At 40.5% G+C, this 22,701-nt stretch carries 14 protein-coding genes; 4 read left to right on the forward strand and 10 right to left on the reverse strand.

Going from position 1 to position 22,701, the window contains the following annotated elements:
• Nucleotides 1-122: 122 nt before the first annotated feature.
• The 6 genes from rpoC to adhP form a co-directional block, all read right to left on the reverse strand.
• The gene (gene rpoC, locus H5975_RS03270; RefSeq protein ID WP_204784855.1) at nucleotides 123-3,788 is read right to left on the reverse strand and encodes a DNA-directed RNA polymerase subunit beta'; all 3,666 of its coding nucleotides are present in this window, start codon (nucleotides 3,786-3,788) and stop codon (nucleotides 123-125) included.
• 17 nt (nucleotides 3,789-3,805) lie between these two features.
• Nucleotides 3,806-7,399 (reverse strand): DNA-directed RNA polymerase subunit beta, encoded by a 3,594-nt coding sequence (locus H5975_RS03275; protein WP_204784856.1) that lies wholly within the window; start codon nucleotides 7,397-7,399, stop codon nucleotides 3,806-3,808.
• 254 nt (nucleotides 7,400-7,653) lie between these two features.
• Entirely contained in the window at nucleotides 7,654-8,244 is a 591-nt protein-coding gene (locus H5975_RS03280; RefSeq protein WP_204784857.1) for a TetR/AcrR family transcriptional regulator, read from the reverse strand.
• A 142-nt stretch (nucleotides 8,245-8,386) separates the two neighbouring features.
• Complete coding sequence (locus tag H5975_RS03285; protein ID WP_204784858.1) at nucleotides 8,387-10,879, reverse strand: ATP-dependent Clp protease ATP-binding subunit; 2,493 nt, start codon at nucleotides 10,877-10,879, stop codon at nucleotides 8,387-8,389.
• A 17-nt stretch (nucleotides 10,880-10,896) separates the two neighbouring features.
• The gene (locus H5975_RS03290) at nucleotides 10,897-11,364 is read right to left on the reverse strand and encodes a CtsR family transcriptional regulator (protein ID WP_178660088.1); all 468 of its coding nucleotides are present in this window, start codon (nucleotides 11,362-11,364) and stop codon (nucleotides 10,897-10,899) included.
• Nucleotides 11,365-11,535: 171 nt separating this feature from the next.
• Entirely contained in the window at nucleotides 11,536-12,561 is a 1,026-nt protein-coding gene (gene adhP / locus H5975_RS03295; protein WP_204784859.1) for an alcohol dehydrogenase AdhP, read from the reverse strand.
• Nucleotides 12,562-13,200: 639 nt separating this feature from the next.
• On the opposite strand from adhP, the gene H5975_RS03300 reads away from it, so the two are divergent.
• The 3 genes from H5975_RS03300 to glnA (H5975_RS03310) all read left to right on the forward strand — a co-directional run bounded on the left by H5975_RS03300 (nucleotide 13,201) and on the right by glnA (H5975_RS03310) (nucleotide 17,712).
• Nucleotides 13,201-14,727, forward strand: coding sequence for an amino acid permease (locus tag H5975_RS03300; RefSeq protein WP_204784860.1), 1,527 nt, complete (start codon nucleotides 13,201-13,203; stop codon nucleotides 14,725-14,727).
• A gap of 37 nt (nucleotides 14,728-14,764) precedes the next feature.
• Nucleotides 14,765-16,090 (forward strand): type I glutamate--ammonia ligase, encoded by a 1,326-nt coding sequence (glnA, locus tag H5975_RS03305; protein ID WP_178660094.1) that lies wholly within the window; start codon nucleotides 14,765-14,767, stop codon nucleotides 16,088-16,090.
• Between the two features lie 296 nt (nucleotides 16,091-16,386).
• Nucleotides 16,387-17,712 carry a type I glutamate--ammonia ligase gene (gene glnA / locus H5975_RS03310; protein ID WP_204784861.1) on the forward strand — a complete coding sequence of 442 codons (1,326 nt, stop codon included), beginning with the start codon at nucleotides 16,387-16,389 and terminating at the stop codon, nucleotides 17,710-17,712.
• A gap of 91 nt (nucleotides 17,713-17,803) precedes the next feature.
• Here glnA (H5975_RS03310) and H5975_RS03315 read toward each other — a convergent pair whose 3' ends face one another.
• From H5975_RS03315 to tnpA, 4 genes are all read right to left on the reverse strand, one after another.
• Nucleotides 17,804-18,667, reverse strand: coding sequence for a YitT family protein (locus H5975_RS03315; RefSeq protein ID WP_204784862.1), 864 nt, complete (start codon nucleotides 18,665-18,667; stop codon nucleotides 17,804-17,806).
• A 101-nt stretch (nucleotides 18,668-18,768) separates the two neighbouring features.
• Nucleotides 18,769-20,091 (reverse strand): MATE family efflux transporter, encoded by a 1,323-nt coding sequence (locus H5975_RS03320; RefSeq protein WP_204784863.1) that lies wholly within the window; start codon nucleotides 20,089-20,091, stop codon nucleotides 18,769-18,771.
• Between the two features lie 150 nt (nucleotides 20,092-20,241).
• Complete coding sequence (locus H5975_RS03325; protein ID WP_204784864.1) at nucleotides 20,242-21,408, reverse strand: RNA-guided endonuclease TnpB family protein; 1,167 nt, start codon at nucleotides 21,406-21,408, stop codon at nucleotides 20,242-20,244.
• Between the two features lie 32 nt (nucleotides 21,409-21,440).
• Nucleotides 21,441-21,866, reverse strand: coding sequence for an IS200/IS605 family transposase (gene tnpA, locus H5975_RS03330; protein ID WP_204784865.1), 426 nt, complete (start codon nucleotides 21,864-21,866; stop codon nucleotides 21,441-21,443).
• A gap of 174 nt (nucleotides 21,867-22,040) precedes the next feature.
• On the opposite strand from tnpA, the gene H5975_RS03335 reads away from it, so the two are divergent.
• The gene (locus H5975_RS03335) at nucleotides 22,041-22,526 is read left to right on the forward strand and encodes a nitroreductase family protein (RefSeq protein ID WP_204784866.1); all 486 of its coding nucleotides are present in this window, start codon (nucleotides 22,041-22,043) and stop codon (nucleotides 22,524-22,526) included.
• The last annotated feature ends 175 nt before the right edge of the window (nucleotides 22,527-22,701 follow it).

Below are 22,701 nucleotides of genomic sequence, written 5' to 3' on the forward strand. Positions count from 1 at the left end.
AGTAAATAACCAAAAATGCGAACTACAATTTTTGATTAAATCAAAAATCATAGTTCGCATTTTCTTAGTTAGAAGCTAGAAAATAATAGTTAATTCCCAGCCTCTTTTTCCTATTCAGAAAACTATTTGTCTTCGTTTTCTTTCATTTGTTCTTCCATTTCACGAATGGAGCCATTAGGGAGTGAGGTTACCTCACTATCTGCTGTAGCACCAACACTAACTTCTTTTGGCTTAATGTTACGATAAGCAGCCATTCCAGTACCAGCAGGAATGATCTTACCAATAATAACATTTTCCTTTAAACCAACAAGTGGGTCTTCCTTACCACGAATGGCAGCGTCTGTAAGAACCCGCGTTGTTTCTTGGAAGGAAGCTGCTGATAAGAAACTGTTGGTTTCCAAAGCAGCCTTCGTAATACCAAGAATAACAGGACGAGCAGTGGCTGGAATACCACCAGAAATCAACGTCTTGTAGTTGGCGTCACGGAATTGACTAATGTCCATCAATTCACCTGGTAAGACGTCAGTATCACCTGGATCCATGACACGAACTTTCCGCATCATTTGACGGATCATGATTTCAACGTGCTTATCAAGCAGATCGATACCCTGCATCCGGTAAACACCCTGTACTTGGGCTAACAGATATGTTTCAGTAGAAAGAACATCCCGAACACGAATTAATTCCTTAGGATCAATTGAACCTTCATTCAAGGCTGCACCACGGTGAATGAAGTCACCTTCGGATACACGTAACCGTGCAGTAATTGGTAATGTGTATGTCCGAGTATCGTTTTCACCCTTTACAGTAATATCCTTCGTTTGTTCAGCAGGATTTTCTTCGATGGATTCAACTTCACCAGTAACTTCAGAGATAGTTGCTTTACCTTTTGGATTACGAGCTTCCACAATTTCTTGCACACGAGGAAGCCCTTGAGTGATATCTTCGTTACCCGCAACACCACCGGTGTGGAAGTTACGAAGGGTCAATTGAGTACCTGGTTCACCAATTGATTGAGCAGCAACAGTACCGATTGCTTCACCGGCTTCAACCTTGTCACCAGTAGCGGCGTTACGTCCGTAACAACGTTCACAAACACCGTGTTCAGTGTTACAAGTAAATGCAGAACGAATCGTAACCGTCTTAACACCAGCATCAACAATCTTTTGAGCCATATCTTCATCAATTAGGACGTTCTTGCCCACAATCCGGTCACCAGTCTTTGGATCAAAGACAGACTTCATTGTGTAACGGCCTAAGATACGGTCGTACAGTGGTTCAATCATTTCATTACCGTTAGTGATTGCTGAAACATCCAATCCACGGTCAGTACCACAATCTTCTTCCCGAACGATAACGTCTTGAGCAACATCAACCAGACGACGGGTAAGGTAACCTGAGTTGGCAGTCTTCAAGGCAGTATCAGTCATACCTTTACGAGCACCGTGAGAGGAAATAAACATTTCCAGAACTGATAACCCTTCACGGAAGTTGGAAAGAATTGGTAATTCCATGATCTTACCAGATGGAGAAGCCATCAAACCACGCATCCCGGCAAGCTGAGTAAAGTTTGAAATGTTACCACGCGCACCAGAGTCAGACATCATGTTAATTGGATTATGGATATCCATATGTTCAATTAACTTATCTTGAACTTCATCCTTAGCGTCATTCCAAACACCGATAACCCGTTCATATCGTTCATTATCAGTAATTAAACCACGCCGGAATTGCTTAGTGATTAAGGCAACTTGTTTGTGAGCTTTTTCAATAATTTCAGGCTTTTCTTTTAAGTCGGTAATATCTGCAACCCCAACAGTTAAACCAGAAATAGTTGATTCATAGTATCCAAGATCCTTAATACGGTCCAAGAATTCTGAGGTTTCTGTAACCTTGTAGATCTTGTAAATTTCAGCAATGATATCTGATAAGAAGCCCTTCTTAAATGGTGGTACTAACGGAGCATTTTCAAGGTAATCATGAATATCTTCACCCTTATCCAAGAAGTACTTATCAGGAACACCATTTTGAAGGTTTTCATCTGTTGGTTCGTTAATGTAAGTGTAATCCTTTGGAAGGATCTTATTAAACAGTAATTTACCAACACTCGTAACCATAATCTTGCCACGTTGTTCGTCAGTAAATGGCTTTTCCGGATATGCCGCTACTTGAACACCAACCCGTGTTTGAAGGGCAACATAGCCGTTACGGTATGCCATTTCGGCTTCATCAGCGTCTTTGAAGATCATGCCTTCACCTTCACGGCCCTTATCTTCAGTGGTCATGTAGTAGTTACCAATAACCATATCCTGTGATGGAGCAACAATTGGTTCTCCGTCACGTGGAGAAAGAATATGGTGGGCAGCCAACATTAACAAACGTGCTTCCGCTTGTGCTTCGTCAGACAAAGGAACGTGAATGGCCATCTGGTCACCATCAAAGTCGGCATTATAGGCGGTACATACTAATGGGTGTAAACGCATGGACTTACCAGAAACCAAAATTGGTTCAAAGGCCTGAATACCAAGACGGTGTAACGTAGGGGCCCGGTTCAACAGTACTGGGTGTTCCTTAATAACGTCTTCCAAAACATCAAAGACCTTATCGTCACGCTTATCAATCATCCGCTTAGCAGCCTTAACATTGTTAACCAAGTTCCGCTTAGTTAATTCATGCATAATGAATGGCTTGAATAGTTCAAGTGCCATTGGAATTGGTAATCCCATTTGGTTCATCTTTAAGGATGGACCAACATCAATAACAGAACGTCCAGAGTAGTCAACACGCTTCCCAAGTAAGTTTTGACGGAAACGTCCTTGCTTCCCTTTTAACAGGTGAGAAAGTGACTTTAATGGACGATTACCAGGTCCAGCTACTGGACGACCACGACGACCGTTATCAATTAATGCATCAACGGCTTCTTGAAGCATCCGCTTTTCGTTTTGCACAATGATGCCTGGAGCATTCAATTCTAACAAACGCTTCAAACGGTTGTTACGATTAATAACCCGCCGGTACAAATCGTTTAAGTCAGAAGTTGCAAAACGGCCACCTTCAAGTTGAACCATTGGCCGTAAGTCAGGTGGCATAACTGGAATAACGTCCATAACCATCCATTCTGGCTTATTGCCTGACTTAATGAAGGCTTCCAAAATGTCCAAACGACGAACTGCACGTGTCCGTTTTTGACCCGTAGCATCTTTCAATTCTGCCTTAAGTTCGTCAGCCTCCTTTTGTAAGTCAACATCTTTCAAAAGCTTTTGAATGGCTTCGGCACCCATTTCAGCGGTAAACCGATCACCATATTCAGCTTTTTTATCACGATATTCTGCTTCAGTTAACAATTGCTTCTTTTCCAGTGGAGTATCACCTGGATCAAGAACAACATAAGAAGCAAAGTAAATTACTTCTTCCAATGCCCGTGGACTCATGTCTAAGACAAGACCCATCCGGGATGGAATACCCTTGAAGTACCAAATGTGTGATACAGGAGCAGCTAATTCAATGTGTCCCATCCGTTCACGACGAACCTTTGAACTAGTAACTTCGACACCACAACGGTCACAAACCAGGCCCTTAAAACGAACTCGCTTGTACTTACCACAAGCACATTCGTAATCCTTGGTTGGTCCAAAAATTCGTTCGTCAAATAGACCTTCCTTTTCAGGCTTTAAAGTCCGGTAATTGATTGTTTCCGGCTTTTTAACTTCACCATATGACCAACTACGGATCTTGTTAGGTGAAGCCAACCCAATTTGCATACTTTCAAAATTATTGACGTCAATCAAAGGACTGTCCTCCTTTATTAGTCTTGCTTAGCTTCATCAGTTTCGGCATTAGCTGCGTTTTCGTCAGTTTCTGCCGCTTCTTCTTGTTTTTGTTGACCATGTTGAGCAGACTTCCGCACATCAATGACATCTTCATCCATGTTCTTCAGCTGTACTTCCTCATGGTTATTATCTAAGACCTTCATGTCCAGGCCAAGTGATTGTAATTCCTTAACCAGAACACGGAATGATTCTGGAACACCTGGCTTTGGAATTTGATCACCATTAATAATGGCATCATAAGTGTTAACACGACCAACCACATCATCAGACTTGTAAGTCAAGATTTCTTGCAGTGTGTATGCAGCACCATAAGCTTCCAAAGCCCAAACTTCCATTTCACCAAAACGCTGACCACCAAATTGTGCTTTACCACCAAGTGGTTGTTGAGTAACCAGTGAGTATGGTCCAATTGAACGGGCGTGAATCTTATCGTCAACCATGTGAGCTAACTTCAGGTAATGCATGACACCAACAGCAACCCGTTGTTCAAATGGTTCACCTGTCCGACCATCATAAAGAATTGTCTTACCGTCAGATGGAAGGCCAGCTTCCTTAACAGCGTCCCAAACGTCTTGGTCGGTAGCACCATCAAAGACTGGGGTTGCAATATGGATACCAAGTTCACGTGCAGCCATTCCCAAGTGTAATTCGATAACCTGACCAATGTTCATACGTGATGGCACACCCATTGGACTCAGCATAATGTCGATTGGAGTTCCGTCTGGCATATATGGCATATCTTCTTCAGGAACAACAATGGAAACAGTCCCCTTGTTACCGTGACGACCAGACATCTTGTCACCAACTTGAATCTTACGCTTTTGGGCAATGTATACACGAACCATCTTGTTGACACCAGGTGATAATTCATCGCCGTTTTCACGAGTAAAGACTTTAACATCTTGAATAATACCGCCACCACCGTGAGGAACACGAAGTGAGGTATCACGAACTTCACGAGACTTTTCACCAAAGATAGCGTGTAGCAAACGTTCTTCAGCTGATAATTCAGTAACACCCTTTGGCGTAACCTTACCAACTAAGATGTCACCATCATGCACTTCTGCACCAATCCGAACAACACCATTTTCATCCAAGTTCTTAAGTGCATCCGCACCAACATTTGGAATTTCACGGGTCATTTCTTCTGGTCCAAGCTTTGTTTCACGAGCTTCTGATTCATATGATTCGATATGGATAGATGTGTAAACATCATCCTTAACTAATCGTTCAGAAATCGCGATGGCATCTTCGAAGTTGTAACCTTGCCAAGTCATAAAGGCGATCAATGGGTTTTGTCCAAGTGCTAATTCACCTTGTTCCATTGATGGACCATCTGCAAGAATATCATCTGCATCAACGTGTTCGCCAACCTTAACAATTGGACGTTGGTTGTAGTTCTTACCACCGTTAGAACGACGGAACTTCATCAATTTGTATGTATCTAAAGTATCATCATCCCGACGAACACGAACTTCACGAGCATCAACGTATTCAACTGTCCCGGAATGCTTTGCAATTAAAGCAACACCAGAGTCATGGGCAGCCTTGTATTCAATCCCAGTACCAATCAATGGAGCGTGAGGATTGATCAATGGAACCGCCTGACGTTGCATGTTAGCACCCATCAAAGCACGGTTAGAGTCATCGTTTTCCAAGAATGGAATACATGCAGAAGCGACGGAAACTACTTGCTTTGGAGAAACGTCCATGTAATCGACATTTTCAGCAGTAGTAGAAATGTAGTCATCCTTATCACGACACATGATTTCATCTTCAGCAAATGAACCATCATCGTTTAGCTTGGTGTTAGCTTGGGCGATGATGTAGTTATCTTCTTCATCCGCTGTTAAGTAATCGATCTTATCAGTAACCTTGTGAGTCTTCCAGGAAACACGACGGTATGGAGTTTCGATAAATCCATATTTATTAACACGTGCGTAAGACGACAAACTGTTGATCAAACCAATGTTAGGACCTTCAGGAGTTTCAATTGGGCACATCCGACCATAGTGAGTATAGTGAACGTCCCGCACTTCATATCCGGCCCGGTCACGAGTCAAACCACCAGGACCAAGGGCTGAAAGACGCCGCTTGTGGGTTAATTCACCCAATGGGTTAGTTTGGTCCATGAATTGAGACAATTGTGAAGAACCAAAGAATTCCTTAATGGAAGCAACAACTGGACGAATGTTAATTAATTGTTGTGGTGTAACGGTATTAATATCTTGAATAGACATCCGTTCACGAACCACACGTTCCATCCGTGCTAAACCAATCCGGAATTGATTTTGTAATAATTCACCCACAGAACGGATCCGCCGGTTACCTAAGTGGTCAATATCATCAGTAGAACCGATACCTTCTTGCAAGTTGAAGAAGTAGTTTACAGAAGCGATGATATCAGCGGGTTGAATGTGCTTAAGTTCCAATGGAATATGGCCATTAGAAACAATTGGAACAACACGTTCTGGATCATTCTTGGAGTAAACTAAAATCTTTTGTAACTTAACTGGGGCAGTAACTACAGCTTCATCAGATGGTGTATAAGTGACCATCTTAAAGTCGTCGCTTTCCAAAGCTGGTTCCAACTTCTTCAATACTTCTTTGGTTACCACATCACCCTTGTTAGCCAAAATTTCACCAGTATCTGGGTCAGCTAATGTTTCAGCTAATGTTTGACCTAAAAGACGGTATTTCATACGAAGCTTCTTGTTAGTCTTGTAACGACCAACAGGAGCCATGTCATAACGCTTTGGATCGAAGAAACGAGCAGTTAACAGACTCCGTGCAGAATCAGCAGTCTTTGGTTCACCAGGACGCAGACGTTCATAGATGTCTTTCAATGCTTCTTCAACACGAGAATCTTCAGCATCCTTGTGAACATCTTTATCTAGAGTGGCACTCAATGAATCAGAGTTGCCACCTAACATTTCGATAATTTCGTCATCAGAACCGAATCCAAGAGCACGAACTAATTCAGTTAATGGTAACTTACGAGTACGGTCAATCCGGACGTAAGAAATACCCTTAGCATCAGTTTCGTATTCCAACCAAGCACCTCGGTTAGGAATGAAGTTTGCACCGTAACTTGGCCGGCCATTTTTATCAGTTTCTTCGTTGTAGTACACACCAGGAGAACGAACTAATTGTGAAACAATAACCCGTTCTGCACCATTAATGATGAAGGTTCCTTGATCAGTCATTAGTGGGAAGTCACCAAAGAAGACATCTTGGGACTTAATTTCCCCAGTTTCATGGTTAGTTAACCGTAAAGTGACGTGTAATGGTGCGGAATAATTTGCATCATGTTCACGAGCTTCGTCTACAGTATACTTAGGTTCCATTAGTTGATAATCAACGAATTCCAAAGACAATTTACCTTGGAAATCGTCAATTGGCATAATGTCATTAAACATTTCCCGGAGCCCTTTATCCATAAACCACTTGTAAGAGTTGGTTTGAATTTCAATTAAGTTAGGTAGATCGAGGACTTCCTTAATCCGGGAATAACTACGACGGGTACGGTGTTTACCGTACTTTACTAAATGTCCAGCCAAAGTATTCACCTCTCTAATTTGTTGGGTAAGTTCACGCCCATCAAATATTACAATTTGATTACATTTTGGCTAAAATGCAAGTTTTGGGCAAAAAAAATCCAAAAGCAGTCATTAACTACCTTTGGTTTTTATAAAGATCACGATGGACAATAGATCACCGCAATCATTGAACTTACAGTTACATACTCTAATATGATAATTGTTTAGTGATAATAAGTCAATAACTATATAAAAAAAGCTCCACAAAACGTGAAGCATTTTTCTTAACGCTGGCCTAAGCCACTCATAAATACATCTAAAATAATCCGATTCCGTTGTTCTTCAGTAATTGATCTCCCACCAATCTTTTGGAACGAATTAAACATTGGACTAAGGCTGGCAATAAATAATTCAGCCGCTTCTTTTGGCAATACATCTGGCCGAACCTTAACATCCGGTTGTTTAAAGAACTCAGAAACTGGTTCAATATAATCAATCATAAAGATGACATTCAGTTTTCTACGAGAACTTTGGGTGAGCAATTCACCGGCACTTTGCCACTGTTCATAAATGTCCTTAGGGTGTAACCGAAGCAACGTTTTAGCAAGCTCCCATAAACGATCTTCACCCTTTTGATCAGTCTCACGCATTACACGGTTAACTTCTTGACGAACTTTACTACCATGGGCAGTCATAACATCTAAGAACAGAACCTCTTTATCATTAAAATGATGATACAAAGCTGGTTGGGTAATCCCAATTTCCTTAGCAATATCACGGGTGGAAGTTTCCCCAAAACCTTTATTTAAAAACAACTTAGTAGCTGTCTTCATAATTGCCGTCCGGGTTTTTGCTAATTGTTCAGATCTTCTCATGTTTCTCAACGAGCCTTTCTAATATGCAGTTTTAACCAAATACCAATTATTTAAAATCGACAAAGGATCAACAGAATTATTGTACATTATTCAGGTATTTTTTCAATCGATTTTTTTATCAAACAAAATTGTTTTAAAAAAATTATGGCATCGGCACGGAAATTAAATGTTTATGTCCGGCAGTTTTAGCCGTAAATGTCAACTTCCCTTGACGGGCACCAACCGTAACAACATCACCACTTTGAATATCTCCAGACAACAGAGCCATACTCAGTGGATCCTCGACTAACGTTTGAATAGATCTGCGGAGCGGACGTGCACCATATTCCGGATTGTAACCATCTTGGGCAATTAAGTCGATGGCTGCCGGTGTGAATTTCAAAGTAACATTTTGTTCAACTAACCGATTTTCTAACTTCTTAACCAGCAATTTAACAATCTTATGGAGATCATTCTTCGTTAATGAATGGAAAACAATTGTTTCATCAATTCTGTTTAAAAATTCTGGACGGAAGTGTTGCTTTAATTGAGCATTTATCGCTTCCTTCATGGCAGCGAAGTTATCTTGAACATCCTGTGCACCAAACCCAACCGTCTTTTCATCACGCAATTGAGTTGCACCGAGGTTAGATGTCATGATTAAAATTGTATTTCGGAAGTCAACTTTCCGACCTTTGGAATCTGTCAAGAACCCATCATCTAACACTTGCAGTAAGAGGTTAAAAATGTCAACATTTGCTTTTTCAACCTCATCCAAGAGGACAACAGAATATGGATGTTGACGAACCTTTTCAGTCAATTGGCCTCCCTCTTCATATCCAACATAACCAGGAGCAGCTCCGACCAGTCGGCTAGCGCTATAACGTTCTTGATACTCGGACATGTCGATACGAATCATATTGTCTTCTGAACCAAACATTTCCTGAGCCAACGCTTTTGCTAGCTCAGTTTTACCGACACCAGTTGGTCCTAAGAACATAAACGAACCAATAGGTCTCTTTGGATCTTTCAATCCGCTACGAGCTCGGCGAATAGCCCGCGCCAAAGCAGACACTGCTTCATCCTGCCCAATGACACGTTCATGAAGTCCCTTTTCCAAATGAACTAGACGTTCACTTTCCTTTTTCTTCAATTGCGTTAATGGAACTCCAGTCCATTCTGAAACAACCTTAGTAATATCGTTCTCATCAATTTTCAGTGCATACTCGTCTTGATCTTCCATCTTCTGACGACGGGCATCTTCTTGATCAACCTTATTTTTCAGATTTAATTCTTGTTGACGCAGTTTAGCAGCTTGGTCGAAATCTTGATTTTCAATTGCTAATTCTTTCTGTTCCCGTAAATCTTCAAGTTCGCGCAAATGCTTAGCATGTGCAGTATTCCGCCCCTGACCGTCAATTCTAGTCATCGCTGCTGCCTCATCCATTAAATCAATGGCTTTATCAGGCAAGAATCGGTCCGTAATGTAACGATCCGATAAGTTCACCGCTGATTCCAAAGCAGAATCGGTTATTTTAATATGATGATACTTTTCATATTTTGGACGAATCCCCTGCAATATCTTCATTGCTACGTCCTTGGTTGGTTCTTCAACTGTTACAGTAGCAAACCGGCGTTCTAACGCTGAATCTGCCTCAATATGTTTTTGATATTCATCAAGCGTGGTTGCACCAATTAATTGAAGTTCGCCACGAGCAAGGGCCGGCTTCAAAATATTTGACGCATCAATGGCACCTTCTGCACCACCAGCGCCAACTAAAGTATGCAATTCATCAATAAATAAGATAACGTGGCCATCATGATAAATTTCATCGATCACTTTTTTAAGACGATCTTCAAATTCACCACGATATTTGGTACCGGCAACTAAAGAACCCATATCGAGCATCATCAACCGGCTGCCAACCATATCACTTGGTACTTCCTCATGAACAATCATTTGAGCAAGTCCTTCAACAATGGCGGTTTTACCAACTCCTGGTTCTCCCACAAGAACCGGATTATTTTTCGTCCGTCGGCTAAGAATCTGAATTACTCGCTTAATTTCTTTGTCACGTCCTACAACCGGATCCGGATTATCTTCACGTGCAACCTTCGTCAAATCACGTGCTAGTTTATCAAGCGTTGGCGTTTGGCTATTATCTCCCCGTGACTTTTGCTGGCGATTGCCTAACCGTTGCTTGTTCATGTCAACACCCATCCGGCGCAACAATGTCCGTCGCGCTTGTGGAACATTCACATTGAGACTATTTAAAATACGTGATGATAAGATATTTGCATCACTTAACAATGCCAACATTAGGTGTTCAGTACCAATTCGGTCTGTCCCCAATTGGCGTGCCAGTTGACCAGCCACGGATAAAATTTCCCGCATTTTTGGAGAATAAGGCAAATAACTATTAGAAGTTAAATTGGTCATAGTCCCATAACCGGTAAAGCGTTCAATCTCTTCACGAAGATCATCTGTGGAGACATTCAATTGTCTCAATAGATTAGCGGCAACGCCACTCTTCTCTAAACTAAGCGCAATTAACAAATGTTCAGTGCCCACAGCTTGGTGCTTGAAATAGCGAGCTTGTTCTTGAGCAATATTCAATGCTGTTTGTGCATTAGGAGTGTATAAGAAATCAGCCATAAAGGGTCTCCTTTCAGTTAGCTTTCAAAACGTAACCGATTTAACAATGAAATTAAAATTCGTGCACGGACTTGATCAGCTACCCGTCGATCACTGAACGCCAGTGTATCTTTAGATAACGCTACTAACATCAAATCTCCCTCACGATGAGTAATTACTTTTTCAGCATACAGTGTCTGGATGATCGTCACTGCGTCGTTTTCACTAATTGAATCACCAATCGTACTAATAAGCATATCCAAAACATCTACGTCATCAATCAGATTAACCCGTTCAATTCGGATATACCCACCACCGCCACGTTTGCTTTGAACTAAATAACCGTTCTGCAATGTAAAGCGCGTTTTAATCACATAGTTGATTTGCGACGGTACAACGTCAAAGTGATCTGCAATTTCAGAACGACGAATTTCCACCTTTTCATCGTCTTCTAAAATTGATTTTAGATATTTTTCAATAATATCAGAAATACTTTTTTCTTCCATTGTTTCATCTCCATTTCTGACTAATATTGACCTTAATATTATCACCATTATACCAGACAAATCTTAAGCTTTGAAAGTAGAATCATTTTTTATCGATTAAGCAACAGACAATAAAAGCAGCTCGCAATGAATTAAATTGCGAACTGCCTTTTTTATAGAGTGGTTATAATATTAGTTCTCATTGTGAACAAAGTCAACAACATTCCGACCAACAACCTTGTTGTCCTTCAGTTCTTGGATCATGTCGTTGATTTCTGAAAGCTTCCGGGTCTTAACAATTGGGTGAACCTTACCTTCAGCACCAAATTGGAAACATTCAGCCAAGTCTTGACGAGTTCCAACTAATGAACCGGCAACAATGATTCCGTCAAGAACGGTCTTAGCAATGTTTAGCTTCATGTCACCTTGTGGAAGGGCAACAGCAACTAACTTACCATCTGGACGAAGTGAATCTACCGCTTGGTCAAATGCAGAAGCTGTAACAGCAGTTACAACTGCAGCGTGAACGCCGCCAACCTTGTCTTGAATTTGTTTATCAACGTCTCCATCATGACGATTAATAAGAATTTCAGCACCATTTTCCTTAGCAGCTTCTAGTTTGTCAGGATTACCATCAACGGCAATGACGTGTGCACCAAAGACATTGTGAGCAAATTGAATACCAAGGTTACCTAAACCACCAGCACCAACAATTGATACCCATTGACCAGGCTTAATGTCAGCAACCTTCAAAGCCTTGTACATCGTAACACCAGCACAAGTTAATGAAGTGGCTTCAACTGGATCAAGGCCTTCTGGAACTTTAACGGCGTAATCAGCTGGAACAATACATTGTTCGGCCATAGCGCCATCAGCGGTGTATCCAGCATTAAGAACGTTCCGGCAAAGAGTTTCACGGCCAGTTAAACAATATTCACAGTGGCCACAGCCCTTGAAGAACCAAGCAATTGATACTCGATCGCCAACCTTTAAGCTAGTAACACCAGGAGCTACTTTTGATACACGACCAACACCTTCGTGACCAATAATACGGCCTGGCTTCTTACCAAAGTCACCAGCAGCAACGTGTAAATCTGTGTGACAAAGTCCACAATATTCCATATCAACTAATGCTTCACCAGGTTTTAAGTCCCGAAGTTGAACATCCTTAACAGTAACGTATCCATCTACAGGATCATTGATAACAGCAGCTTTCATAGTGCTAAAATCTCCTTTTCTAATTTGAAATCGTTTACGATTTTAATGATAACAGATTTTTCCCAAAAATAAAGTGAAATATTGAACATTCTTAATAAAAATAATTAGACCATTGAATTAATAACACCTAATAAACTAGGATTTGCAATCGTTTGCAGAAAGAACCAAAGTTCTAAAAACTTTGTTATTATTTTCACTTACTTTAGGATAGTAAGAAAACTTTACTAAATCAACTTGACATTTTTCTTTTTTTGTAAAGTAAATCACTGAACTAATTATCCTTCCAAAATATTGATTTAATAATATTTAAAGCGTTTTCTATTGGATAAACCAATTCTCCTAATCCTTTGTGGGAGTAACGGTAATTAACACTTTTTGCCCGTTTTTGTCTCTTATTTCCTTAATTTTCTTAAGAAATTAGACACTTTTAATTGAAAAATATTCATTTTTTGGACACATTTGCATTTGTGTATAGTGACATTTAGTGTTTTTTGTCAATAATTAAAGGTGAAAGGTCCTTTCAAGAAACATTTGATTTTTAGTCGCAAGCTTTCAAACTTACACAACTTAAAATGGCTTCCCATATATTAGCTGGTTAAGTGAGAACTAGCGTTTCGTTCTTAATGGGAGATGGTTTTTATGGCTGCTATTCCTGCAACTGGACCGCATAGTGGCCCTAACTACAACCGCGACAAAGCATTGGATAATAGTACAAAACAATACAACCAATTAACTGGCTTAAAGCTTTTTGCAATGTCTTGTTCAGTTGTTATTTCGGTTGATGAATTCGCCCCGTTCGGTAAAGCGGGTGCAACTTCTCTTTTCTGGCTATTAATTGCCGGCATCCTTTGGTTCTTGCCAATCACTCAGGAAACTGGTGAAATGGCTTCAATTGATGGATGGGGTAATGGTGGAATTTTCACCTGGGTTAAAGGAACATTAGGTGAAAAGTCTGGTTGGACAGCAATGTTCTATCAATGGATTCACATTACTGTCGGTATGGACACCATGATGTACTTTGTCATTGGTGCCTTCTCCATTGCCTTCAATACTCCGTGGTTTAATACTCAACCACTTGTGCGCTTTGGATTAATGATGATTATCCTTTGGGGATGTGTTTTAATTCAACACTTTGGTGAAAAGCGGGTTGGTAAGATTGCCGAATGGCTCTTTGGCCTTGGAATTGCTACCCCTGTTATTCTATTGATCATCGTGTTCATTACTTACCTAGTTCAAGGAAACCCAATTTATATTCACTTAAACATGAATACAATGATTCCAAAGCAATTTAACGGCACCACATTAGTAGCATTTGTTCCATTTATTTTAGCATTCTGTGGTGGTGAAGCTCAGGCTCCACACGTTAAAAACTTGGAACACCCTAATCAATATCCAAAAGTTATGCTGGGATTAGCATTAACTGCAATCTGCTTTGACTTATTAGGAAGTTTGTCAATTGCGATGACTGTCCCAAAGGCAGACATTCAAAACAGTACCGGATTTGTTTACACTTACGGACACCTGTTATCCTCCATTGGTTTACCAGGAGATCTGTTAGGTAAAATTGTTGGTATCCTTCTAGCATGCGGGATCATCGGTGAATTAAGCAACTGGTTAGCCGGTCCTAACCAAGGATTATTCGTCGCTGCACGTCAAGGATACATGCCAAAATACTTTGCTAAGCCAAACAAGCGTGGTGTGCCAATGAGAATTGTTGTTCTCCAAGCAATCGTTGTTACTATCACTGCATTGATGATTACATTTGACAGTGGTAAGAACGCCGACTTTGCTTTCAACGTTTCCATGGCTGCCACTACCGCCCAATACTTGATGGTTTACCTGATGATGATCGTTGCGTACATGGTATTAAAGACCAAGCACGAAGACCTTCACCGGACCTACCGGATGAGCAAGAGCCGTGGCTTCAGTCTATTTATCGCTGCTGTTGGTTTCATTATTACTTTAGTTGCTTTCTTCATTACATTCATTCCAGCAGATGGTACTCCAGCCAACCTGCGTTCTCTTTACGTCATTACTTTAATTATCATGTGCCTAATCGTAACGGTATTACCACTGGTTATGTACCGTTACCATGGCAAGTGGAGCAAGGACGTTGCTGAATACTTGAAGGAAGAAAACAAAGAATTAACCAGTAGTAACAAATAATTTTAATAATGATAATTAATTCTAGGAGGTTAGAATTATGATTAATGCCGATGATGTACGTAAACTCGCTAAAGAAGAAAATGTTCGTTACTTACGGATGACCTTCTCAGATGGCCTGGGCGCTTTAAAGAACATTGAAATTCCAATTGCTTTATTGGATGACGCTTTAAACAATAAGATTAAAATTGACGGTTCTTCAATTAAAGGGTTCCTTCCAATCGAAGATGCCGACATGTACCTTTACCCAGATCCAAACACCTGGAAGATTTACCCATGGGTAGCTGACAAGAACAAGACCGCTTCAATGATTTGTGACGTTCACAACACCGACGGCACCCCATTCATTGGCGATCCACGGAGCATTCTTCGTCGGGAATTAGACAATGTTAAGAAGTTGGGCTTTGACACGTTTAACATTGGTGCTGAACCAGAATACTTCCTGTTCAAGGCTGATGAAAATGGTAACCCAACCATGAAGGTTAACGACGATGGCTTCTACTTCGATCTTGAACCAAAAGACCTTGGTGAAGCTTGCCGGCGTGAAACTTCTAACGTTTTAACTCAAATGGGCTTTCAAGTTGAAGCTGACCACCACGAAGCCGCTGCTGGTCAACACGAAATCGACTTCAAGTATGACAAGGCTCTTTACACTGCCGACAACATTCAATACTTCAAGCTAACAATTCGGCGGATTGCCCAAGACTTTGGCCTTTGTGCAACATTCATGCCAAAGCCAATCACAGGAATTAACGGATCAGGAATGCACCTGAACATGTCATTATTCAAAGATGGCACTAACATTTTTGATGACCCTGATGGATTAAAGGGTCTTTCCGACACGGCTCTCTACTTCTTAGGCGGTGTTCTTCACCACGCTAAGGCAATTACAGCTGTTGCCAACCCAACCATCAACAGTTTCAAGCGGTTAGTTCCTGGATACGAAGCACCTACCTACGTTGCATGGTCTACTTCTAACCGGACACCTCTTGTTCGTGTCCCAGCTGGCCGTGGCAAGTTAACCCGTCTTGAATTACGTTCTGGTGATCCAACTGCTAACCCTTACATTGCAATTGCAGCTGCATTAGCCGCTGGTATTGACGGTATTCAAAACAAGATCATGGCTCCTGCTCCAGTAGAACGCAACATTTACAAGATGACTGCTGACGAACGGAAGGCTGCTAATATCACCGAATTACCTGCTTCCTTAAGTGAAGCAATTGATGACTTGAACAATGATGAAGTCATTACTAAGGCATTAGGTAGCTACTTCGTTGACAAATTCACCGAATTGAAGCAACAAGAAATTGATGCTTACAGAACTAACGTAACCGACTGGGAACACAAAGAATACTTCGATGACTAATGTTTAACACCGCATCGTAAAACAACTTTATCATTCTCCTACAGTAGTTTCTGCTTACAAATTAATCCATTTCTCCTTTAAGCCAGTAAGGTACGGAAAACCTTACTGGCTTTTTTGTTTGCTCTTTATTTATTTAAGTGAACGCCCAGACGATTAATTACTATCTTAAGCAAGTAGACCGCTTTCACTTTAGTATTTATTCAACTCTACCAAAAGTATTCACTTCTCTTACATCACGTATTAATATTGCACCATACAATTTTGTAGACCAATTTAGACATAAGGGAGATTAAATTATGCTAACTGCTGATGACGTTAAAAAGATTGTTAAAGATGAAGATGTTCACTACTTACGAATGAGCTTTACTGATGCCCTTGGAGCATTAAAAAATATTGAAATTCCTATTTCCCTATTAGATGACGCTTTAGATAATCAAATTAAAATTGACGGTTCTTCTATTGCAGGTTTCTTACCAATTGAACACGCTGATATGTACCTTTATCCCGACCCTGCAAGTTTTGTAATTTACCCATGGACAAGTGGTCGTGATAAAACAGCAGCTCTGATCTGTGATGTTTACAACGTTGACGGTACTCCTTTCGCTGGAGATCCACGGGGAATCTTAAAGAAGAACTTAGCTGCAGTTAACAAAATGGGCTTTGATGCTTTAAATGTCGGTGCTGAACCAGAATTTTTCTTGTTTAAGCGTGACGAAAATGGCCGCCCTACAATGACTGTAAATGACGATGCCTTTTACTTTGATACCGAACCTAAGGACGAAGGTGAAGCTTGTCGACGGGATATTGCAAACGTCCTAACAGACATGGGCTTCAAGATTGAAGCAGCCCACCACGAAGCTGCCGCTGGTCAACATGAAATTGACTTCCGCTTTGATGACGCTCTACACACAGCCGACAAAATTCAATACTTCAAGTTAGTAGTGCGTGAAATTGCCAAGCAACATGGTCTGGCAGCAACATTCATGCCTAAACCAATCACCGGGATTAACGGTTCTGGAATGCATATGAATCAATCTCTCTTTAAAGATGGTCAAAACGCTTTTGATGATCCAAATGGTTTTAAGGGCCTTTCTGATACCGCTCGTAGTTATTTAGCCGGTTTATTGAAGCACGCTCCTGCATTTACTGCTGTTGCTAATCCAACTATTAACAGTTATAAGCGATTAGTACCTGGTTATGAAGCACCAACTTACATTGCCTGGGCAACCGATAATCGTACCCCATTAGTACGTATCCCAGCAGGTCGTGGTAAGGTTGCTCGTCTTGAATTACGTTCTGGCGACCCATCCGCTAACCCTTACATTTTCATCGCGGCAATTTTAGCAGCAGGTGCCGATGGTATTAAAAATGAATTAACCGCTCCTGACCCAGTAGAACGCAACATCTATGAAATGAACGCGGCGGAACGTGATGAAGCAAATATCAACGAATTGCCAGGTTCATTGGAACAAGCAATTGCTAACCTTGAAGCCGATAAAGAACTTGTAAGTGCTCTTGGCGATGAATACGTAAAGACATTTGCTCGTTTCAAGAAAGATGAAATTGCAGAATACAAGACCAATGTTACTAATTGGGAACATAAAGAATACTTTGGCGCTTAGTTAGATAGCCAATTCAGTATTATAAAAATAAGTGTCCTTTCGTTTTAGATAACGGAGGACACTTATTTTTGTTCTATATTTTAACTAGGTTTTACATTGAATAATGACGATATTTACCTAATTCAACATCCGATCGTTGAATACTAATGAACCCATCGGGATCCAGTGACTTCACAAGGTTCTTGATAAACGACAATTGTCCTCGAGGAGTGACAACTAAAATAATATCAGTCGGTTCCCCGGTATACGTACCGATGCCATGCAAGAGGGTTGCTCCATGAGCAAATCCCTGTAATGGTTCAATCAGCTTATCAGCGTGTTTAGTATAAATAGTTACACTCACATCCGTCTGTGAGACGTACATATAGTCCATTAAGCCATTCGTCACTAGCATACCGATTAAACTGTAGACAATTCGTCCGGGTCCAAAGAAAATGACCGCACCAATTAAAATAACACCATTAATTGCATTAGCAAACATTCCAACATTCTTATGGAACTTTTTTTGACAATAGGTAACAAGAATATCGACCCCGCCAGTAGTAAATCCGTTATTAAAGCACCAGCCAACACTCATTCCAATCAGCGATGCACCAACTAACGTGTTGGTCAACGGTTCAGCAACTAATTGCATTTTAGGGATTATGGCAAGAAAAACAATGTTAGCTAACACTGCTAAACCGGAAAAAAGGATATAGCGCATTCCAAAAACTCGCCAAGCAAAGATAAAGAGCGGAACATTAAATACCGCCATCAGGAAACTCATACTCACGTGGATATGAAATAACATGAAAATGGTTTGTAAAAGTTGTGATAACCCTAATAAACCAGAAGAATATGAATTCGCATGTGTTAAAAACATGTTCACACCTACCGCAGACATTACTCCATATACAAGGGCAATCCAGATTCTTTTACAAGTTTCCAAAATTTCTGTCTTTTGTTTAGCGGCCATGACAATCCCTCTTTTCCACTTGATTACGCCTTTATTTTAGCATTTTACAAGCGCTTTAAACAGACATTTGACGGCCAATTTGTTTATAAGGAAAGACAGAATTATTCAAATCTTGGTTTGTTCAAATGATATAACAACAGAGCTAATCCAAACGTTAATACATCCGCAATTGGCTGGGCAGCAATGATTCCTTCATACCCAAATAAGTGTTGCAGTAATACAATTACTACCGCAAAAATTAAGCCTTGACGGCTAAAAGATAGCCAAAAGGCAGGGACTGCTTTACCCATTGACTGGAACATGGTCGTAAACACTAAGACTATCCCTCCAAAGGTTGCAGACGAGCTCAACCAACGGATCATCCCTGTTCCTTCACGAATCACTACTGGATCCTTCATAAACCACCGAATAACTACAGGTGCAAAGATCATCAGTAAAACAGTAGCAACTAACGCAAAAAAGGCAATCACTTTCAGATCAAATTTGATGACCCGCTTAAAGCGCTCTTTGTTCTTCGCTCCATACGTGTAACCAATTAAAGGCTGTGCGCCAAACGCTAGCCCAGCCACAATCATATTAGTTACCATACTGATCTTCAGTGCAATTCCCATTGCCGCAACACTGCTAGCACCATATGAAATCAAATAGCGATTGGTTAATGCCATTGCAAATGTCGCCATTAGGTTTGTAATTGATGCTGGAATTCCAATTGCATAAATTTCCCACTGAAGGTGCCGGCTGATTCTAGTTTCCTTAATAGACGTAGTTAATTTTTGACTTTTAACACGCGTATAATAAATCATTAAAATATCACTAATGATTGTGCTAGTGACAGTTGCTAATGCAGAACCAGCTGCTCCCCAACCACATTTGAAAATAAAAATTGGATTTAAGACAATATTAATCCCTGTTCCTACCATGCTGGCAATCATCGACTGCACAGCTAACCCTTCTGTTCTTAGAATGTTAGTAGGAGTAAGGCCAAAAATAACAAATGGGGATCCCCATGCCGTTACCAGGTAGTATTCACGAGCATATTTCCATGTGCTTGAAGATGCACCAAGTAAGTGTAGAAAAGGCACTTGGAAAATTAACATCATGATCGTCACGATAATTCCACAAACAATTGACGCATAGAAACAATATCCACTGACAAATCGTCCTGCCCGATCATGATGTTCACCAAATAACCGTGAAATAACCGAGCTACCTCCTAAGCCAAAAATATCACCAATTGCAATCATCATGGTAAACAGTGGTGCCCCTTGAGAAACTCCGGCAACCAAATCCGGATTCTGGGTTTGCGACACAAAGTAGGTATCAACCATGTTATAAATTAAAGTGACCGCCATACTTAAAACAACAGGCATTGCCAATACAAAATAAGCTTTTCGAATCGAAGTACGTTCAAATAATTGATCCATCGTGTTCCCTCCAATAGGAATCATTTTATTGTGAACTACTCGGCCATTAATGGTCGAGCTTCTGGGAATACCCGGTAGTATTTAGGATTGTTCGGGTTGTATTCAACAGACCTAACTTACAGAACCAGGCTATGTTACCAAGGCTAGTCCCTAGCCGATAGCTTTTAATCCTCGATGTAGGATATTAACTGCCGCATTAGTATCCCGGTCGTGACGGGCCCCACAATTGGGGCAAGTCCATTCACGAACTTCCAACGGTTTTTTGCCACTATGATAACCGCAGTTAGAACAGATTTGACTAGTATAGTTTGGTTTAACAGTGATTAGTCTTTTGCCATACCAAGTGCATTTGTATTCCAACATAGTTCTGAATTGACGCCAACTAGCGTTGGCAATAGCTCTGGCAAAATGGTGGTTGTGTTGGAGATTCTTGGCTTTCAAATCTTCAATTACAATCACATCATATTGCTTAACCAATTGTGTAGTCAGCTTATGTAGATAGTCAGCCCGTTTATCAGCGATTTTAGCTTGACAGCGGGCTTTTCTTTGCTTCGCTCGTTGCCAGTTCTGATAGTCGCTAATATCCATTTCTGGCAAACCTTTGTGTTCGTGATTATATTGGCGCACTCGAACAGTAGCTCGATGCTTACGTCTGTTAAAGCGGCTTTGCCATGCTATAGCTTGTTTCTCATACCACTTGGCGTTAAACGTGGCGTATTTAGTCCCATCAGAACTGATAACTAGATCAGCTATCCCAACATCTAAACCAACTGCTTGCCTCGTTTGGGGCAACGGCTTTGGTTGTGGTACTTCAACTTGGAGTGATAAATAATATTTACCAGTAGCGTCATAAGACAAAGTATATTGTTTAATTCGACAATTTTGCAGATAGCCGGTTTTACTAGTTCTGATTTCACCAAGTTTAGGTAATTTCATGCGTCGCTTAGCGATGATTCGGCACTTGGATCGGCCAGTATAAGACTGCTTTGCATAGCTCTTAGCCTTAAATTTAGGACAGCCGCCTTGGTGCTTAAATAATTGCTTGAAGGCTAACGATAAATTATGAGTCACCACCAAATAGCTGGTTGAATCACTAACTTTAAGAAACGGATACTCTTGCTTCAACGGCTTGAGCAGATAATTCATCCCGTACTCACCAATAAATTGACTACCAGGATTATTTTGATACCGTTGTTTCGCCATGTTAAGCATTTGATTCCAAACAAACCGGCTATTACCAAACATTTGCCATAATTGGACTTGTTGCTGTCGATTCGGGTACAAGCGAAGCTTGATCCCTTTTGTGATAGTTGACATTTTCCACCTCCTTTACCTAAGCAGAATAGTTTCTACTTTTCTTTAGCCCGTTGATCGTCAATATATTTAGCTACCGCTTGTTCGTTAACCGTTCCAATACTTTCTACATAATAACTAGGTGACCAGAGATGGCGATCCTTATGTTTCCAATAGTTAGTTAACTCTGGACATTCACGAAACAATGTCCAAGCCGAAATTCCTTTAAGCCACCGTACTATGTTAGTCACCGATAACTTAGGCGGCGCACTAACCAATAAGTGGATGTGGTCATCCTTACCAATTTCTAAGTGGGCAATACTAAAACCATATTTTGAAGCAATATCCTGCAGACATTGCTTCAAGACAACTTCCACGTGTCCTTTCAATACTTTGTTGCGATATTTAGTTCCCCAGATAATATGGTAATTAAGATTGTAGGATGATGTTCTACCATATGTAAGTCTCTCAATATCTTTCATACAGCTATTATATCACATTTATTTGCTAACCATATGCAATCGGAATACAAAAAAAGGGGGGCAATTCATCACGTCCTTGAAAGAACGTGTTTCCTTGCCCGTTTTCAAAAAAACGTCTAAATGAAAAGTAGCGGCATAATTATCTTGAGAAATAAATAAAAAGAGGTCTTAACTATGTTATCTGCAATTCAAAATCGACAAGCTGTTCGTAAATTTACTAATGCTCCCGTTAATTCAAACGATATTGATGAATTAATTAATGCTTTTCAAGCATCACCATGTGGAATGCACCAAACAGATGTGATGAAAGGAATCGTTATAGAAAGTCCTGATCTATGCGCTGAAATTGAAAAAGCTACTAATAACGCTTGTTACGGTGCCCCATTACTTTTTGCAATTGCTACTAAAAAGGATAGTAATTTTGGTGAACACGACGCTTCAGCCGCTGCTGAAAACATTATGTTACAAGCAACAGAATTAGGATATGGTTCCGTATATATTATGAGTGGCGCCATTGAACTCAATAATCATCCTTCATTACTGAAAAAGTTAGGAATTTCCAATGATTTTCAAATTTCTGTTATTGTTCCGGTTGGCAAGTCCGTTGAACAACCCGCCCATGAAGATAGAGCCAATCGATACCAAATTATTCGTAAGTAAATAATAATGAAAAATGAGCATGGTAGAGACTTTAAATAATCTCTAACATGCTCATTATTTTTTCCGTGGTGGATTATAGAATGAAGTTAGCCACCTAATTGGTGGTAAATGCAAAAACGCCATTCGGCGTGACATCAGGTATCATATTAAGTGAATCAAACCTATATGAAAGGAT

It is taken from the genome of Limosilactobacillus coleohominis (genome assembly GCF_016901675.1).
Lineage (GTDB): Bacteria > Bacillota > Bacilli > Lactobacillales > Lactobacillaceae > Limosilactobacillus > Limosilactobacillus intestinavium.

What these genes read in the sequence shown, in the direction of transcription:
- H5975_RS03280 (WP_204784857.1), bottom strand. Translation starts at nt 8,244, where the DNA reads ATGAGAAGATCTGAACAATTAGCAAAAACCCGGACGGCAATTATGAAG.
- H5975_RS03285 (WP_204784858.1), bottom strand. Translation starts at nt 10,879, where the DNA reads ATGGCTGATTTCTTATACACTCCTAATGCACAAACAGCATTGAATATT.
- H5975_RS03290 (WP_178660088.1), bottom strand. Translation starts at nt 11,364, where the DNA reads ATGGAAGAAAAAAGTATTTCTGATATTATTGAAAAATATCTAAAATCA.
- adhP (WP_204784859.1), bottom strand. Translation starts at nt 12,561, where the DNA reads ATGAAAGCTGCTGTTATCAATGATCCTGTAGATGGATACGTTACTGTT.
- H5975_RS03300 (WP_204784860.1), top strand. Translation starts at nt 13,201, where the DNA reads ATGGCTGCTATTCCTGCAACTGGACCGCATAGTGGCCCTAACTACAAC.
- glnA (WP_178660094.1), top strand. Translation starts at nt 14,765, where the DNA reads ATGATTAATGCCGATGATGTACGTAAACTCGCTAAAGAAGAAAATGTT.
- glnA (WP_204784861.1), top strand. Translation starts at nt 16,387, where the DNA reads ATGCTAACTGCTGATGACGTTAAAAAGATTGTTAAAGATGAAGATGTT.
- H5975_RS03315 (WP_204784862.1), bottom strand. Translation starts at nt 18,667, where the DNA reads ATGGCCGCTAAACAAAAGACAGAAATTTTGGAAACTTGTAAAAGAATC.
- H5975_RS03320 (WP_204784863.1), bottom strand. Translation starts at nt 20,091, where the DNA reads ATGGATCAATTATTTGAACGTACTTCGATTCGAAAAGCTTATTTTGTA.
- H5975_RS03325 (WP_204784864.1), bottom strand. Translation starts at nt 21,408, where the DNA reads ATGTCAACTATCACAAAAGGGATCAAGCTTCGCTTGTACCCGAATCGA.
- tnpA (WP_204784865.1), bottom strand. Translation starts at nt 21,866, where the DNA reads ATGAAAGATATTGAGAGACTTACATATGGTAGAACATCATCCTACAAT.
- H5975_RS03335 (WP_204784866.1), top strand. Translation starts at nt 22,041, where the DNA reads ATGTTATCTGCAATTCAAAATCGACAAGCTGTTCGTAAATTTACTAAT.